Raw genomic sequence first — 15,559 nt, 5'->3', positions numbered from 1 at the left:
GGCCACCTTGGCAGTGCTGGAGGGCTGGCTGACCATGTCAATGTCTTGCAACAGCTTTCCAGAGATCGGCCTTATATGGACCTTGACCGGGTTGGAATTTATGGACATTCGGGAGGAGGCTTTATGACAGCTCAGGCCCTCCTCACTTACCCGGAGTTCTATAAAGTAGGTGTAGCATCAGCAGGCAACTATGATAGCCGATATTATGCGGCATCTTGGGGAGAAAAATACGAGGGTATGCCTCAGGTAAGCAATTACACTGAGCAGATCACTGAATTAAAGGCAGGGAATCTGACAGGCCATCTCTTACTGGTGACAGGAGATATGGATGATAATGTCCACCCCTCCCAGACTATGCAACTCGTTGACGCATTGATAAAGGCAGATAAGAAATTCGATATGCTAATTGTGCCAAATGCAAACCATGATGACTTCCCGGAGAATGAATATTTATTGCACAGGATTTTTGATTACTTCGTGGAAAACCTGAAGGGCACAGTTTGATTTTTTAGTGGAATAAAGGTTTAAAGAAAGTGTTGAAAATTTATCCATTTTCTACTTTCTTTATAAAATTACGTACAACCTCAAGATATTCACCTATTTTTTCAAGGTGATGTTCATGAGAGGCACCTTCAAATACAACAATCTCAGAGCCTGGAAGCATGCTATGGTAGTATGCAGTTGTAGACGGGGTAGCTTCATCATAGCGTCCGCAGGTGAAAAGGGTAGGAACGGATATTTCCTTCAGCAAATCTACTCGCTCATAACTTTTTAGATTCCCTGTGATTGTGAACTCGCTTGGACCCCACATTTGTTCATAGACTTCATGCCCTAATTTCTCCAAAGTTCTGTTTAGGCAGTCCGGCCAGGGATCCAGGCGGCAGATGTGGATCTTATAATAAGCCCTCATAGCATCTTGATATTCTTTGGAGCCAAAACATCCAGACACCTCACTCTCATTAATTATTTTTTGGAAATTATCCGAAAGTTCCAAAAGATAGAGTTTCTGATCTGAGGCGAAGCGCGAGGAACTGAGGCAAGGACCTGAGAGAATCAGGCTCATTACACCTTTCGGTTTTTTAGCTAACATAAAATCGACAGCCAACATAGTTCCCCATGATTGGCCAAGTAGGTGCATTTTATCAAGACACAAATAGGTTCTAACCTGTTCAAGCTCATTTACAAAGCGATCGAGGGTCCAAAGAGATGTATCGTTGGGCTTATCGGAGTTGCCACACCCGAGTTGATCATAAAAGATTACTGGTCGTTCGTCGCTCAAAGCTTCAAGGGATTCAAGATAGTCGTGAGGTGCGCCAGGGCCACCATGCAATACCAAAAGAGGGATTTTTTTCCTATTTGCCCCTACAATTTTATACCATATTTTCCCGCCAGTTACTGAAATATAACCTTCGACAACTTTGTCACTAGCCTTTCCTTCACAACCCATAATCATACACTAGATATTAATTGGTAACTGTATATAAAATAATATTCGGAACTTATTAAGTTGCCCAAGGAGCTTATAACTACAATAATCTCTAAAAATTTATGGATGTTATAGGGTTACTTTTTACGATGGAGTTGTTTTGCTGCTATCATTATACTATGATATTGCTTGCTGGGTCATATATTGGTTTATAATACTTATTTAGAGTCAGTTGTGGAATAGATCGTTTACTTATTCTCAGTATTTACACACTCTCTATGCTTTGGATTAGATAACATATGGATGGGTGATGTTTCCAAAAAAGCTCTTAATCTTGAGTATTTCACTGTGATTTATAATGTTCTTGAGGCTATCTTATCTATATTTTTCGGCACTAATGCCCGGAAGTATAGCCTTGGTAGATTTTGATCTGGGTAGCATAGTTGAATCTCTTTTGGACCTTGTCCTTATTTGGCGACTTCGTAAACATGAAGTATGTCCAGTAGATGAAGAGAGAACAAGCGAAAAAAAGCCATAAAATTTGTATCAATTACTTTTTTCTTGTTTGAAGCTTACGTGCTTTATGAGTTTACGAAGAAGTTAATCTTCGTAGAGATTCCTGATCCTTCACTAACAGGAGTAATAATCCCCATTCTTTCAGTGATTATTATGCCTTTACTTCGTATTAGAAAACGTGAGGAGTGCTAGTGGCTGACTCACAGGAAGCATTAACTTGCATCTTCCTATCAATTCCTTTACTGTTGGGACTTACAATGAACCACTTTTTTCGGTTTCTGGCAGGCAGACCCTCTTGTAAGGATAATAGTAATGATGTTTTTGATTAGAGAGGGAAATGAGTGATGAGAGGAGGCGAACGAGGGTGAAGAGAGTAGATAAAATGAGTACGAAGAGATACCTTTCTATGTGTAAAACATTGAAATTGCACTTCCTTTGGCTATGAGACTGATGGTTAAAGATGTTCTGTTATTTTACATCTATGTGAATCCAGGAAAATATGGCTGATTATAGCTGATTATATAATGTGTGCAGTAAAATAGAGTTTGAGAAAATAAGTTTGAAAAATAGTAGGATTAATTAGAACTATTAAAAATGTTTTTATAGTCCTGAGCGGATTCGAACCGCTGTCCCGGGCTCCAAAGGCCCGAAGGATTGACCACTACCCTACAGGACTGCATGTTAAAGCTTTTACTTATAGATTAATTCTTGTACTTAATTTTTGTGCCAGATCAGGACTTTTTCGTGTTAGTTTTCAGAAATATTCTTTTCCTCTATATTCTACTTTTTAATAATTTCTTTGTTAAGACTTTCTATACCTCTACATTTTTCTATACAGTTCTTTTTTGGCTTTGAAATATTTTCCACGGAACTATTTTTCATTAACAGGTAATTTTTCGGATAATTAATTTAAAATAATTTATTTCATTACTATATTATGGAGCTGGAGAGAAAGGGTATGATTGAATAGCGAAGTAGCGGATTGTGACAGAATTGCCCGGGAGCCAGCGGTTCGTGCTTCAGGATATGTTAGATGGGAGCATACTTCTGAAGCGGCTGTATTGGGGGATACGGAAAACGGACTGAATCACTCTCGGGCTTCTTCTTACTTAGCTGCGGTGTGTTTTTAATATCCACGGGCTTGGTCCTCATAGCAGGAACTGAATAATATATTGGATTGGAGTCTATGCTGCCCCAGTGAAGGGAATCTTAGTATTCATGTTTAACTTTATATTCATGTTTAACTTTAAAAGTTTTCAAACTCAATTGTCACCAGTTTTGATTATCGAAGAAAAATGATAATTTCAAATTTGGCAGAATATTTCTACTTTATCGCGACAGAAAATCGCTACTTTTATAGTTCTTAGAAGATCACATAGACCTGCTAGGTCTAATTAGAAACATATAGTTAAATCCAACTGCCTTTCTATTGAAATTAACTGATGCTACTAATAAATTGAAATGTATAAAGGTTAGTATACAGATAAAATTTATTTATCCTCCGATTGAATACACTTTTCATTTAAAATCCTTACGTACTTTTTTAAATTAATTATTGCTTTTCTCAATGGTAAATATTAATTTTTTAATTATCATTTTCATTCTATTTTCAGGGAAATCAATATTGAGCTTATATTAGTAAAATAATCTGATATCATTGACATATACAATTTCTTCTAATTTTGGAAAATGTTATTTAAAGAGTTATATTATGCTTTCGGAAGACTGATATGTAAAATTCTTAATAGGAAAGAAAAATTGCTAATGGTATTTACACTTTCGAAAAAGATAATATATATTGAATTCGTATATCATTCTAGCAATGATATAATATCTGAGTAGAACTGCTAATCTTTAATCTGTTTAAAAAATGAGAGGGGTATAAGCTTAAATTTTATATATTGTAACCCAGAAGCAAAGGTCCTACTTTGGACGTTAAGCCCCGATTAACTCCAAAAACATACTAAAAATAGTAGGTTGATAAAAGTGAAAGCCAGCGGACTCTTAAGCATTCTGACCTTTTCAGAAAAAAGGAAGGATATTCTATTTTTACTTCAGGAGAATCCAAGAACTCTTTCTGACATCAAAGATTATTTTGATGTAAGGTCACCTGAAATCCTGCCTCGCCTTAAAGAAATGGAAGCCGCAAATTTGATTGTCAGGCAGGAGGGTATGTATCGGCTGGCACCTCTCGGAAAAGTTTCAGCCATATATTACAAGCCCCTACTTGATACCCTGACAGCTATAGAAGCAAACGAAATTTTCTGGAGAGAGCATGACCTTGCTGCTATTCCTGAAATATTGTTAAACAGGATTCAGGAACTTAAAGAGTGCAGAGTCGTAAGAGATGAACAGGAACATATTTATGATACTCATAAGGCATTTAAGGATAACATACTGTCTTCTACAAACTTCTATGGCTTTTCATCCATTTTTCTTCCAAGTCATCCCCAAATGTTTCTGGAATTAGCTCGCAAAAATATTCCGGTTTCAATAATTGTTACTCCGAATGTATTTTTTAAAATAAAAAGTGAGCATAGTGCTGAGATTGAAGAATTCCTTAAATTCAAGCACGCGGGTTTCTATGTATACGACAACGCAAAAATAGCCTTTGTTGTAACAGACTGTTTCCTATCCCTTTCGCTCTTTTTCAAAAACGGAACCTTTGATCCTCGAAACGACCTTATAGGTTTTGACTCGTCTTCAATCAAATGGGGTGAGGATCTTTTTAAGTATTATAAAGAAAACTCAATTGAAATAAAGAATCTATAAAGCTTATTGAAGGTTTCTGGAAAGAAACCTTAAAACTGAATACGGAAATCGGGATTGCAGGATCTGGACTTTTTCTTGGAATTTTCCGGATAATTGGATTGCTTTTTCTGGATATTTTACCTGTCTCATTGCTCTCGTACTTCCGCATAAATCTTGTTTTAAATCTGTTTTATGCTAGGAAGGCATTTACAATCGTTCTCAGCCCAACAATTGAGGTTGATTCTCCATCCACAAGAATTGTTCTTTCTAACTCGTGGGAAGTAATCTCCACGTCATCAGTTTTTGTATAATTCTGGATGCAGATCAGCCCGCATATAAAACTGTAAAGGATAATGAGAGGCTCAAAAGCAATAACTCCATTAATTAGGGCAATACCAAGAATCAGGTGGGATAGCAGATGCAATCCGAGAAGGAAATTACGGGTATTTTGTTCCCCAAGGCTTACAGGAAGGGTTTTGAGACCTGCGAGAGTATCTCCTTTGACATCTTTGAAATCATATATAGCAGAATTGATAAAGAGCTTAACCCCAAAGAAAGTGAAAACTAAAACAATAGGGAGCATGCTTCTACAGGTGCTGCCTGCAAGCCCTGAAATAAAAGCCCCCCAGGTGAGACCTACAACAAAGTTTTTGACTCCAAGTCCACCTTTGAGTTTCAAAGCGAATTTTCCGATTTTAATGCCTTTACTATAAAGGAAGCCAGTTACGAGAGGTAAGAATGCAAGTGCGAGCATTCCTTCTTTTGTCAGTACATAGCTTCCTATCACGAAGGTGAGCATAGAGGCTGCAAGCCCGATTTCTTTTCTTGATCCACTTAACTCTTTCCGATTTACAATATCTTCTTCTGAGCCAAGAGCCCTATCGAGTGTATATACGCTGTAAATTACGAGTCCTCCCGCAATGCAGGTGAATATACTCGAATGAATCTGAAGCAGGAGGAAAGCAATATGAATTCGTAGTGCGCCTGAAAACGCAACTAAAACGGAACTTTTTAAGAGTTCGAGTGTAGCACTCTTTTTCCCAAGTTCCGGGGCATTCTTTCGTCTGTACCTGAGAAAACGTTCAAAACTTCCGAAAAATACATTGGAGCTCATAAAAATAATATTGGAGCACTTTTAAATATTATTTATCCAGTATAAGATTTTACAATGTCTCTAAGATATGAGGAGTCATTTATATTTAGAGAAATGAACGAACAGTAGCTGAATAAACTAACGATTACTTTAGAAGGAAACTATGTTCTCCCTATTCCTTAAAAGATTGGGATATATCCCAAAACATGTTTAAATAATTGCCAATTTTAGTATTAATATTAAGGAATTTAGTTCTCTTTAAACTGGTCAAATATTATTTTATGTATACAGTTGTCCGGCCAAAATGAAACCATCGAGCCTGACTGTGATTTCAACAATAACCAGTTTTAAACTTAAGCATGCTATTTCCATAGTAAAAAATGGATATAAACTACTCACTCAAAACAGCGAAGAGTCAAAATTAAATAAATCTGCCGGGCGGCATCGATGGAAGTCGGAAAAATAATTCAAATTATTCCCCCTATTTAAGGAAATGTCCCCAAAGAAGTCTAAGACCCAGGGAAAAATGAAAATTTACGAAAAATTTAGTCATTACAGGAAATAAAAGCTTTTTCGGAAAGCTCTGATAAGCAGAAAAAAATTAAAATCGAGGGCAGTAAAGCCCAAAAAAAAGGATTACAAATATTATAAAGGAACCATTTTCTTTCCATATGCTTCGTTTAATACCTGACCAAGAGCTGTGTACATTGCGGAGAGTCCTGTGAAGATTCCCTCATAGCCAGCTATCTTTAGGATTCCGGCACCGGCGTCACCCAGATAGTTTCCTGCTGCAAGCAAGAAGAACAGAATTGCAAGAGTTAGGAAAACGACGGAGAGAGCCCGTGAACCTTTCAATGTGCCTATAAACATGAAAGTGGTAAAGACTCCCCACATAAAGAGGTATGCAGCAAACGGGAATGAGGCTGCAGCCAACCCTGTAAAGTTATCACCAGCTTTAGGTAACAGAACAATTCCTACCAGACTGAGCCAGAAGAACCCGAATGAGGTAAAAGCCGTGGCCCCAAAAGTATTTCCCTTTTTCCATTCCTCAATTCCGGCAATGACCTGAGCTAATCCACCGTAAAAGAAGCCCATCGAAAGGATCATCGCATTCATTGGATAGAAGCCTGCGTTGTGTATGTTCAAGAGCACAGTCGTCATTCCAAAAGCTGTCAAACCCAGAGGAGCAGGGTTTGCGGATAAATCCGTTATTTTTATGTCACGAATACTCATGACGTCTTTAATATTTTGACTCATAAAATTAAATCCTCCTTCCCGTTACCCGGAAATTTAGTCTGAACTTCCAATAAAGATTACATCAAGATAATCAATTGTTTTTGAGGTCCATTTTTCACATTTCAGAAATATGTAATTGTTAATACTTATAATTAAGGACAGTAAAATATATTTTCAATACACTATAAATATATAATATAAAAATTTTACATAGGCTGTTAAGAATTTTCATAATAAGCTATTTATGAACAGGTGTGGAATTTGCTTCATATGACTCAAGCAAAAAAACCTCTTATGCTCATTATTCTTGATGGCTGGGGCTACAGGGAAGTAAGAGAAGGAAATGCTGTCCTGGCAGCCCGAACTCCAAATCTTGACCGGCTGGAAAAGGAATATCCCTGGTGTTTCTTAGAAGCCTCAGGAGAAGCTGTAGGACTTCCGGAAGGTCAGATGGGAAATTCCGAAGTCGGGCACCTGAATATAGGAGCAGGGCGAATCGTGTACCAGGATCTGACCCGAATAAACCTCTCCATAAGGAAAGGAGACTTCTTCAAGAATCCGGCTTTTTTGGATGCGATTTCGAATGCCAAAGCCAACGATTCAAGCCTGCATCTTATGGGGCTTGTCTCCTACGGAGGCGTTCACAGCTATATGACCCATATTTATGCCCTTATCAAACTTGCACAGCAGGAAGGGTTGAAAAAAGTATATATACATGCTTTTCTGGACGGCAGAGACGTGTCCCCTAAAGCTGCCCTTAAAGACATAAAGGAACTTGATGCTTTTTGTAAGGAGAACGGAAATGCCAAGATCGCTACTATATCAGGGCGCTATTACGCAATGGACAGAGACAAGCGCTGGGATAGAATAAAACTTGCCTATGATGCCCTGACTATGGGAGCTGCGCCTTACAAAACTCCTGATGCAGAAACTGCAGTTTCTGAAGCTTATGAAAGAGGAGAAACTGATGAGTTTGTAAAACCGACTGTGATCACAGACTCAGAAGGAAAGCCCGAGGCAGTCATAAAGGATAATGATTCTATAATCTTCTTCAATTTCAGGCCTGACAGAGCACGGCAGCTTACCTGGACTTTTGTAAATAAAGACTTTGAGAACTTCCCCAGAGAAAAACACCCCAAAGTTTACTATGTCTGTATGGCCCAGTATGATGAAACTCTGGATTTGCCTATAGCTTTCCCGCCGGAGGAGCTGGAAAATGTGCTTGGTGAAGTCCTGAGCAAGCAGGGGCTGGTCCAGCTTCGAATTGCCGAAACCGAAAAGTATGCCCATGTGACTTTTTTCCTGAATGGAGGGCAGGAAAAATGCTATGACGGAGAGGACCGCTGCCTCATCCCATCACCAAAGATTGCTACCTATGACCTTAAACCCGAAATGAGTGCATATGAGGTTACGGAGGAAGTGATAGGGAGGATCCGGGCAGGAAAGTATGATGTGATTATCCTTAACTTCGCAAATATGGATATGGTTGGGCACACCGGAATTTTTGAGGCCGCAGTAAAGGCAGTGGAAACAGTAGACAACTGCGTGGGCAGAATTTCAGCGGCTCTGAAAGAAGGAGGAGGTGTAGCAATTATAACTGCAGATCACGGGAACGCCGAACAGATGGAAAACCCGACGACGGGAGAACCGCATACCGCACACACCTCAAATCCGGTAAAGTGTATTTATGTAGGGAATGATGAAATTAAAGCACTTAAGAATGGAAAACTGTGCGATCTTGCACCAACACTTCTGGAACTCCTCAAAGTCCGGAAGCCTGAGGAGATGACAGGAGAATCCCTTATTATAAAACAATAATTAAAGACGGAGAAAAACAACCTGAACTTATTGAATAATAAAAACGATGTGAAATTTCAGAAACACTAATTTTTCCTTCTATAATTTTTCCCTTCTGTTTCTGCTTTCTTTATACTTCATTTCTTTTGTTATTTTTTATTTCTATGAAATTAAGATTAGATAAAAGATAATTTTTAAAGGATTAAATACCAGCAGCTACAATAAAAGAAGCACAGGACTTAGGAAGTCATAAAACTTTAAGTGTAGTTTTGGAGTTTAACAGGAATGATCAAAATAACCACTCCTTGCCGAATTCATATGACGCTTATTGATATGAATGCGGAGATCGGAAGAGTCGATGGAGGAGCAGGACTAACCCTTTCCTCTCCCAATATAAGAATTACGGCTGAAGAAGCTGATGGAGTCAGTATAGAAGGTCTGCAGGGTTTTGCCGATCGAATGAAAAGAGCTGCAGAATCCCTGCTTCCTGAAGGGAAAGGGATCAGGATCAATGTACAAGAAGTGTATCCAGCCCATGTGGGTTTCGGATCAGGGACTCAATCTTCCTTGGCCGCGGCAGCGGCTGTTAATGAACTATATGGGCTTGGGAAGAGCGTTAGAGAACTTGCACTTTCAGTAAAAAGAGGAGGAACTTCGGGTATAGGAGTAGCTGCTTTTGAGAAAGGCGGATTTATAGTTGACGGAGGACACAAATTCAAAGATAAAGGTGGTTTTATGCCATCAGCTGCCAGCAAAGTGCCCTCCGGGCCAGTGCTCTTCAGAGAGGATTTCCCTGAATGGGACATGGTGATTGCAATCCCCAATGAAAAGGGGATGCATGACCAGGAAGAAATTGATACCTTCAAGAAATTCTGCCCCCTCCCTATAGAAGAAGTCAGGGAAATTTCCCATGTCGTGCTTATGCAGATGATACCTGCCGTAATAGAAGATGACATAGAGAGTTTCGGAGCTGCAGTAAATCATGTCCAAACTGTCGGTTTTAACAAAAGGGAGAACCTTATCTGGCCTGAGTTTGTGAAAAATATCGCTTCTTTCATGCGCAACCGGAGCTACGGAGCCGGGGTAAGCTCCTTTGGGCCTGTAGTATATTCTTTCGTAGACAACAAATCCGAAGGCAGGCAGCTTCAGGCTGAAGTCCAGAAAATGATTGATGACTCCGTTGGCGGGACTGTCATGCTTACTAGGGCAAGAAACCACGGCGCAGAAATATCCCGAGTTTGAAAGCCTTACAGATTCAGTGAGAGTGAAAAGAAAAATCGTTGTGTTCTGCAATATCCTCTGCCGTAGCGTAAGTGAAACACTTATTCGGCTTTTTCCAGGAAAGAAAAAAGGCGAAGCACAGAGGAACTGCGGTTGCGGCATCTCCAAAATTATGGATCGTATCAACGAGAAGGGCTACATTTCCCGAAGCCCAACAATAAGGATCTGAAAAAGAGCTGCGGCCATCAGTCTAGAAAGGACCATTTGATTGCATAAAGTTCCCTGGATGTGGAGAGAAATTCATGGTTCACAATTCCATGCGTCTGGGCAAGTGAGTGTTCTTTCTGGAAAGAGTTCAGCTTGTCCTTGTCAGTCTCATATCTCCTTGACTGAAGAGTTAGGGATAAACGTATATAAAGAAAGAAAAAATTTGAGAAATAAAGGGGGTTTGAACCGATAATTCCTTAAAACCACTGGTCAAGAGTTTTCTGTCTAGTTCCTGATGCGGCTTTAAGGCGTTCTGCAGCTTTTCCCACTCTGTCAACCGAGAAATCGTGACTCTCGCAGAGGAATTCGAGAAGTTTTTCAGAGTCAGTTTTTCCCCATCTTATTTCGTAATCATTCGTTACTTCAGGGTGGAGAAAAATATCTCTTATTTGGTCCACAGCTTCAATTTCTGCCTTTTTTTCGCGGAGTACAGCATAAATATCCCCATACTTTTTAATTAGTTTGAGGGCTGTTTTAGGGCCTATTTTTTCCAGCCCCTTGTTATAATCCGTGCCTACACAGATCGCGATATCTATGAGCTGCTCCCGCGTAATTTTCAGAGTTTCGAGAGTCTCATCCAGCTCTATTTTTTCGGGTTCGACATCTATGTAAACATTCTTTCCCGGAAGCTTGCGTTTTCCTGTTACAGCCAGGTTCCGGACAACTATCGGAGCCCCGAAAAGAAAAGAATCATAATCTTGCGAAGCAACGCAGTTGGCATCTTTTTTGAGAACCATATGTGCAGCCTGGGCTTCACCTTCACAGGGTGCCTGAACAAAGGGAACTCCCATAATGCCGAGGAGATATTTGGAATCTTCAACAATCTCTTGGTTTACCTTCGAAGAAGCCTGAGCATACTTATAAGCCGATTCAAGATCCCCTACCGCTTTTGCATTCTCCCATTTTTCCCGAGAAGACTCCCTTATTTCTTTCCTTCGGTCCAGGGTTTCAGACTTGAGATCAGGAGGCTTTCCGTCAAACACAAAAAGAGGTTTGACACCAGCTTCTACAAGGCTCGCTGTCCGGTAGAGCAGGCCTGAAAGATGGGAGGTCACTCTCCCTGCGGAATCGACAAGAGGACTTCCATCCCGCTGGCGAATAATGCTCAAAAACTGGTGCAGCGTGTTAAACGCATCAATTGCAACCACCTGGTCTGTAAGATCTGAAAGCTCAACTTTTCTTTTCTGGAGCAGGTCGCCTATATCTGTGCCCATATTTTCCCTCGAGTATCTGAAATTTCCCAGAAAGCCTCAGCGCTTTCATTACTTTCTTTTTTAGTTTTTTCTACTTTTTAATTTTTCAACTGTTATGTGAGAAGTCGATATCAAGATGCTTTACTGCGGCTCAATATCAAAGACGCTTTGCAGCAAATCAATTTCAAAAACTCTTTACAGCAAGTCAATATCAAAGGTGCTCTACAATGATCATGTGATTTACTGCTCAATACGTTTTATAGGTATTGAAGTCTTATATTTACCGCGTATTCAGAGTTATTCTGAGGTACTTGTCGATGAATATACACTGTTGAAAGACAGTACTATTCAGAAGGAAATGAGTAAAGAAATTTAATGTGATTTCATTCCAATTCATGGAATTCATCCAATCATAGAATCCAGAAAAGCCATGGAATACCAGTCCAAGTCGTAGATTTTAACCGATTTTGAACTTAACCATGTTAGCCCTTCCTGAGGTCCAATCAAAGCTATCCAGTAAGAGAAGAGAAAAGAGACGAGAACTTAATGGGCTTTATAGCCTTTACATATACCTCAGAAAATCAAGCGGTAAGGTCAAGTCGAACATCGATTACTGAATCTTCATTTGCTTCTATTTTGGATATTGTCAGCAAATTACCTTTTCTTTCCAGTAAAGTCGCTTTCGTGACCTGGACCTGGTGACCATCCATCTGTTTCTGGTTGTTGTTTTTATGGACGACCAGGAGCTTCTGTCCTTTCTCAGCTCCTTCTCCTATTTTGGACACGATATTCCGTATGACCTGTTCAAAATCAGAATAAATCAAAATTTCCGACTTATTTGCAACCTTTGTAATAATGCCAATCGGTTCCAGACTAAGGTGCATATAGCTTTCCTTCTTTACCTGCTTACACAAGTAATCAAATAATACTAACTCTGAGTAATAATAACTTGCGATACAGAATATCTTATTAATTATTTTGTAATTGTTAAGCTTCAGATATTCCTCTGTAGTACAGAATAACCAATATATATAGTTTGCTGGGTCACGGATTCTGTGCTCGAAATACTTTAATTGGGTATTAATTAAATCAGAGAAATTAACATATATTAGGATTAAAATTAGGATAAATGTTAATAAATTAAATTCAGAACTGAATGAAGCTTGAGAATCTATTCAAAAAATACTTGAGCCGTTTTTTCTTTTAATTAACCCAGTTCATATAGAAGATTCCTGCCCTATAAAGGGCATACTGCCAAACTGTTAAATTCTCTTAAATAAAAAAAATTATATTTGATTATTTGCAAAATTTGGGATTCAAACTATGCTTTTTTAAAATATAGAAACTTAAAATCCTGGCCCTAAAATCAAAAATTATAGATGAAATTAGTGGTATTTTCTGCGATTGAATTCGTAAACTGCATTATCAACTTTGCTTGATAGCTCATTCAGCCGTTCTTCAATCTTTATTTCCGTACTCTCCATGTTGGCCTTGAGGGTACGGTCCTTTGCTTCCATTTTGTTTTCGAGTTCCTGAAGCCTGTTGTTAACGGAGATAAGCATAACAGCTAATGTTCCGACCAGAATCATAACCGAAAGAATAATTAAGGGATTTGTTGGTCTATATGCAAACCTTCTAAGCCACTCAAAGGATAGAAGAAAGGATGACAGAACCATCACAACAAGAAATATTGTATCTCTAGTCTCCATCGTATACCTCTAACATACCTGTAAAATTGTTCCGCATACGCAAGCTTTCTGTAATATCGCCTGTTTCAAAATTATCAAGCGAAATATTCTTTAAAGTATTTACTGCTTTTCTATTTTTACGATTTTCTATTTTTTACTTTTTTCTATTTTGTTTATTTTTAAAGAAATATAATATATAATTTTTTCACAGGCTAATATTTATGGAATTATTTCGGTACTTTTGATTGGTACTTTTGATTGGTACTTTTGATTGGTACTTTTGATTATCGCTCCTGCGGAAAAAGAGCCAGCATTTTAGAGATATGTCCAAAGAATTTCGCGGAAAATTGCCTGCTTTGAAAAGAATACAAAAAGACAAGATGCTCTCAGGTAAAGTTATATATAAACAGTCAAGAGAAGTCGGAGATGGAAATACAGTAAATATAATAAAGGAATAGAAAAGGCATACTGTTATAAAGGAATAGAAAAGGCATACTGTTAAGAATTAAGGAGTTTAGCACTTGAGTTCCATCGAACAATCAATTAAAGATTATTTACCTATTATTTCCATGGGAGGACTGATCCTCATAGTGCAGATTCTTGCACTCTTTTTATCCTCTCCAATGGAAGGTAGTGGAATGCAGGCTTTTGAAGACCCAACCCAGGTGTCTAATTCCATATATTATATTGTAATGATCCTGGGTTTCACCCTTTTTGTCCTGATAGCACTAAAGAAGAATATGAAATGGGTAATCAGCCTCTCTATTTACCTAGCCATAATAAGCACTCTCTATTACGTATTCTTGGCCCTGTTTACCCTTCTTCCGCCTCTTTCAGGATTTGAAGCCATTGCCTCAGCGGTGCTATCTACAGGAATAACAGTGCTGCTCTATAAATATCCAGAATGGTACGTAGTTGACATTGTGGGAGTTTGTATTTCAGCCGGGGTCAGTGCCCTGATAGGAATTTCCCTCTCAATTGTTCCCATAATAATACTCCTGCTGCTTCTTGCAATCTACGATGCTATCTCGGTATACAAAACAAAGCATATGGTAGATATGGCTGAGGGGATAATGGATCTGAAGCTTCCAATCATGTTCGTAATTCCAAAACACCTGAAGTATTCTTTCTTAAAGGAAGATTTCAAAAAGGGAGAAAAGAATGAGGCTTTTTTCATGGGGCTCGGAGATGCGGTTATGCCTACTCTGCTGGTAGTCTCAGCAGACGTCTTCATGAAAAGTAATTTATATCCAGTCCTTGGAGCCATCTTGGGCACGCTTATAGGACACGCAGTCCTTTCCATCCAGGTAATGAAAGGTAAACCGCAGGCAGGTCTTCCCTTTTTGAATTCCGGAGTAATTCTGGGTTTCTTTGCTGGTGTCCTGATCTCAGGGGCCTCAATCCTGTGAAGTTAATTTTTCTTCACATATTTTTATTTTTATAAATTATTATTTTATTTTCCAATTTTCGCAAAGATTTTTTTATTTAACAGCTTAATCACTTGATATGTCCAAAAGAATTGCAGTGGTCTTTGACAGTGCCGGAACTCTTCTACATATGTACAGGGTTGCAAAGGAAGCCAGTACCGGGAATATCCTTGAAAACATAGAGAGCACTGCTATTGTCGCGCAAAAGAACGGATGTGGGCTTGTAGTTCTGAACGCCGAAAGTGATACACTCCTGCGCTCAAGAAAAGATATGTCCCTATTTGAGTTTATAAGAGAGTACAAAGTTTCAATAGGTATAAGCTGTTCAAAAGGAAACTTTACTCCGGAAATTGCATGTGATATCATAAGAGGGACATCCCCAAGAATGGGCGACGTACATGATGTACTGGAAGCAGTTGCATCCCACTGCCCGAATGTTTTTTACCTTGCAGCAGGCCTGATAGTTGACTCTCAAGCGAGAAGCGTGCCGTATGTGCTTAGCACAGGAGGGCACGTATTCAGTACCACGTTACAAACGGTCCAGACTCTCCATTCCATGAAAATTGATACGTACATAGCATCCGGAGATAGTTTGCTTGCCCTTATGCAACTGGCTGAGTTCATAAATATTCCCCAGGAGAGAGTCTTTGCCTTTTCAAACACTCTAATGAAGGAAAAAATAGTGCGTGAACTCAAAAAGAAATATAAAATAGTACTCATGGTAGGGGATGGAATCAATGACATACTGGCGTTCAGGGCAGCAGATGTAGGGATAATGACAACGCAGCAAGGCGACAAAAGGCCCAAAGAACTAAGAGAAGCCGCAGACGTGATAATTGACGATATTATAAAAGTTGTGGATGTAGTAAAAGCGCTGTAACTAGGATATTAAAAGAATTATTATATAAAGGAATCAATATAACACGACGGTCAGTATAATAAGA

Annotated in this window: 14 protein-coding genes and 1 tRNA gene; 7 read left to right on the top strand and 8 right to left on the bottom strand. The window is 38.9% G+C overall.

Annotated elements, in window-relative coordinates; all coding sequences use genetic code 11:
* Positions 1–504, top strand: a 504-nt coding sequence (locus BP621_RS09570) for an alpha/beta hydrolase family protein (RefSeq protein ID WP_292389411.1), incomplete at its 5' end; no start/stop codon positions are given.
* A gap of 40 nt (positions 505–544) precedes the next feature.
* Here the strand turns inward: BP621_RS09570 and BP621_RS09565 are convergent.
* Together BP621_RS09565 and BP621_RS09560 are read right to left on the bottom strand one after the other, a co-directional pair.
* On the bottom strand, positions 545–1,447 hold the full coding sequence (locus BP621_RS09565) for a proline iminopeptidase-family hydrolase (RefSeq protein WP_292389409.1): 903 nt from the start codon (positions 1,445–1,447) through the stop codon (positions 545–547).
* Between the two features lie 1,098 nt (positions 1,448–2,545).
* Positions 2,546–2,618: transfer RNA gene (locus tag BP621_RS09560), tRNA-Gln, on the bottom strand.
* 286 nt (positions 2,619–2,904) lie between these two features.
* Between BP621_RS09560 and BP621_RS09555 the strand changes: the two genes are divergently transcribed.
* Both BP621_RS09555 and BP621_RS09550 read left to right on the top strand, forming a co-directional pair.
* Positions 2,905–3,072 carry a hypothetical protein gene (locus BP621_RS09555; RefSeq protein WP_292389408.1) on the top strand — a complete coding sequence of 56 codons (168 nt, stop codon included), beginning with the start codon at positions 2,905–2,907 and terminating at the stop codon, positions 3,070–3,072.
* Positions 3,073–3,928: 856 nt separating this feature from the next.
* Positions 3,929–4,714, top strand: coding sequence for a helix-turn-helix transcriptional regulator (locus BP621_RS09550; protein WP_292389407.1), 786 nt, complete (start codon positions 3,929–3,931; stop codon positions 4,712–4,714).
* Between the two features lie 169 nt (positions 4,715–4,883).
* Here the strand turns inward: BP621_RS09550 and BP621_RS09545 are convergent, their stop codons facing one another.
* Together BP621_RS09545 and BP621_RS09540 are read right to left on the bottom strand one after the other, a co-directional pair.
* Positions 4,884–5,807 (bottom strand): UbiA family prenyltransferase, encoded by a 924-nt coding sequence (locus BP621_RS09545; RefSeq protein ID WP_292389406.1) that lies wholly within the window; start codon positions 5,805–5,807, stop codon positions 4,884–4,886.
* Between the two features lie 624 nt (positions 5,808–6,431).
* A complete protein-coding gene (locus tag BP621_RS09540) occupies positions 6,432–7,043 on the bottom strand; it encodes an acetate uptake transporter (protein WP_292389405.1) in 612 nt (203 codons plus the stop codon).
* Positions 7,044–7,292: 249 nt separating this feature from the next.
* Between BP621_RS09540 and gpmI the strand changes: the two genes are divergently transcribed.
* Together gpmI and BP621_RS09530 are read left to right on the top strand one after the other, a co-directional pair.
* The gene (gene gpmI / locus BP621_RS09535) at positions 7,293–8,840 is read left to right on the top strand and encodes a 2,3-bisphosphoglycerate-independent phosphoglycerate mutase (RefSeq protein WP_292389404.1); all 1,548 of its coding nucleotides are present in this window, start codon (positions 7,293–7,295) and stop codon (positions 8,838–8,840) included.
* A gap of 264 nt (positions 8,841–9,104) precedes the next feature.
* Positions 9,105–10,061: a beta-ribofuranosylaminobenzene 5'-phosphate synthase gene (locus BP621_RS09530; protein WP_292389403.1), complete on the top strand. Its 957-nt coding sequence runs from the start codon at positions 9,105–9,107 to the stop codon at positions 10,059–10,061.
* Positions 10,062–10,074: 13 nt separating this feature from the next.
* Here BP621_RS09530 and BP621_RS17235 read toward each other — a convergent pair whose 3' ends face one another.
* The 4 genes from BP621_RS17235 to BP621_RS09510 all read right to left on the bottom strand — a co-directional run bounded on the left by BP621_RS17235 (position 10,075) and on the right by BP621_RS09510 (position 13,209).
* Positions 10,075–10,218, bottom strand: coding sequence for a hypothetical protein (locus tag BP621_RS17235; RefSeq protein WP_394339298.1), 144 nt, complete (start codon positions 10,216–10,218; stop codon positions 10,075–10,077).
* A 286-nt stretch (positions 10,219–10,504) separates the two neighbouring features.
* Complete coding sequence (gene fen, locus BP621_RS09520; RefSeq protein ID WP_292389401.1) at positions 10,505–11,521, bottom strand: flap endonuclease-1; 1,017 nt, start codon at positions 11,519–11,521, stop codon at positions 10,505–10,507.
* A 560-nt stretch (positions 11,522–12,081) separates the two neighbouring features.
* Positions 12,082–12,384 (bottom strand): hypothetical protein, encoded by a 303-nt coding sequence (locus tag BP621_RS09515; protein WP_292389400.1) that lies wholly within the window; start codon positions 12,382–12,384, stop codon positions 12,082–12,084.
* Positions 12,385–12,885: 501 nt separating this feature from the next.
* Entirely contained in the window at positions 12,886–13,209 is a 324-nt protein-coding gene (locus tag BP621_RS09510) for a hypothetical protein (protein WP_292389398.1), read from the bottom strand.
* Between the two features lie 500 nt (positions 13,210–13,709).
* On the opposite strand from BP621_RS09510, the gene BP621_RS09505 reads away from it, so the two are divergent.
* Together BP621_RS09505 and BP621_RS09500 are read left to right on the top strand one after the other, a co-directional pair.
* Positions 13,710–14,597 carry a presenilin family intramembrane aspartyl protease PSH gene (locus BP621_RS09505; RefSeq protein ID WP_292389397.1) on the top strand — a complete coding sequence of 296 codons (888 nt, stop codon included), beginning with the start codon at positions 13,710–13,712 and terminating at the stop codon, positions 14,595–14,597.
* Between the two features lie 97 nt (positions 14,598–14,694).
* Positions 14,695–15,495, top strand: a complete 801-nt coding sequence (locus tag BP621_RS09500) for an HAD family hydrolase (protein WP_292389396.1) — start codon at positions 14,695–14,697, stop codon at positions 15,493–15,495.
* Positions 15,496–15,559: the final 64 nt, after the last annotated feature.

The organism is Methanosarcina sp. UBA5 (assembly GCF_002505485.1).
Lineage (GTDB): Archaea > Halobacteriota > Methanosarcinia > Methanosarcinales > Methanosarcinaceae > Methanosarcina.
This window is presented reverse-complemented; position numbering and strand designations above follow the sequence as displayed.

Bases quoted from the DNA above. Each gene is read 5' to 3' on its own strand.
- BP621_RS09565 (WP_292389409.1), bottom strand. From the start codon at position 1,447: ATGGGTTGTGAAGGAAAGGCTAGTGACAAAGTTGTCGAAGGTTATATT.
- BP621_RS09545 (WP_292389406.1), bottom strand. From the start codon at position 5,807: ATGAGCTCCAATGTATTTTTCGGAAGTTTTGAACGTTTTCTCAGGTAC.
- BP621_RS09540 (WP_292389405.1), bottom strand. From the start codon at position 7,043: ATGAGTCAAAATATTAAAGACGTCATGAGTATTCGTGACATAAAAATA.
- gpmI (WP_292389404.1), top strand. From the start codon at position 7,293: ATGACTCAAGCAAAAAAACCTCTTATGCTCATTATTCTTGATGGCTGG.
- BP621_RS09530 (WP_292389403.1), top strand. From the start codon at position 9,105: ATGATCAAAATAACCACTCCTTGCCGAATTCATATGACGCTTATTGAT.
- fen (WP_292389401.1), bottom strand. From the start codon at position 11,521: ATGGGCACAGATATAGGCGACCTGCTCCAGAAAAGAAAAGTTGAGCTT.
- BP621_RS09515 (WP_292389400.1), bottom strand. From the start codon at position 12,384: ATGCACCTTAGTCTGGAACCGATTGGCATTATTACAAAGGTTGCAAAT.
- BP621_RS09510 (WP_292389398.1), bottom strand. From the start codon at position 13,209: ATGGAGACTAGAGATACAATATTTCTTGTTGTGATGGTTCTGTCATCC.
- BP621_RS09500 (WP_292389396.1), top strand. From the start codon at position 14,695: ATGTCCAAAAGAATTGCAGTGGTCTTTGACAGTGCCGGAACTCTTCTA.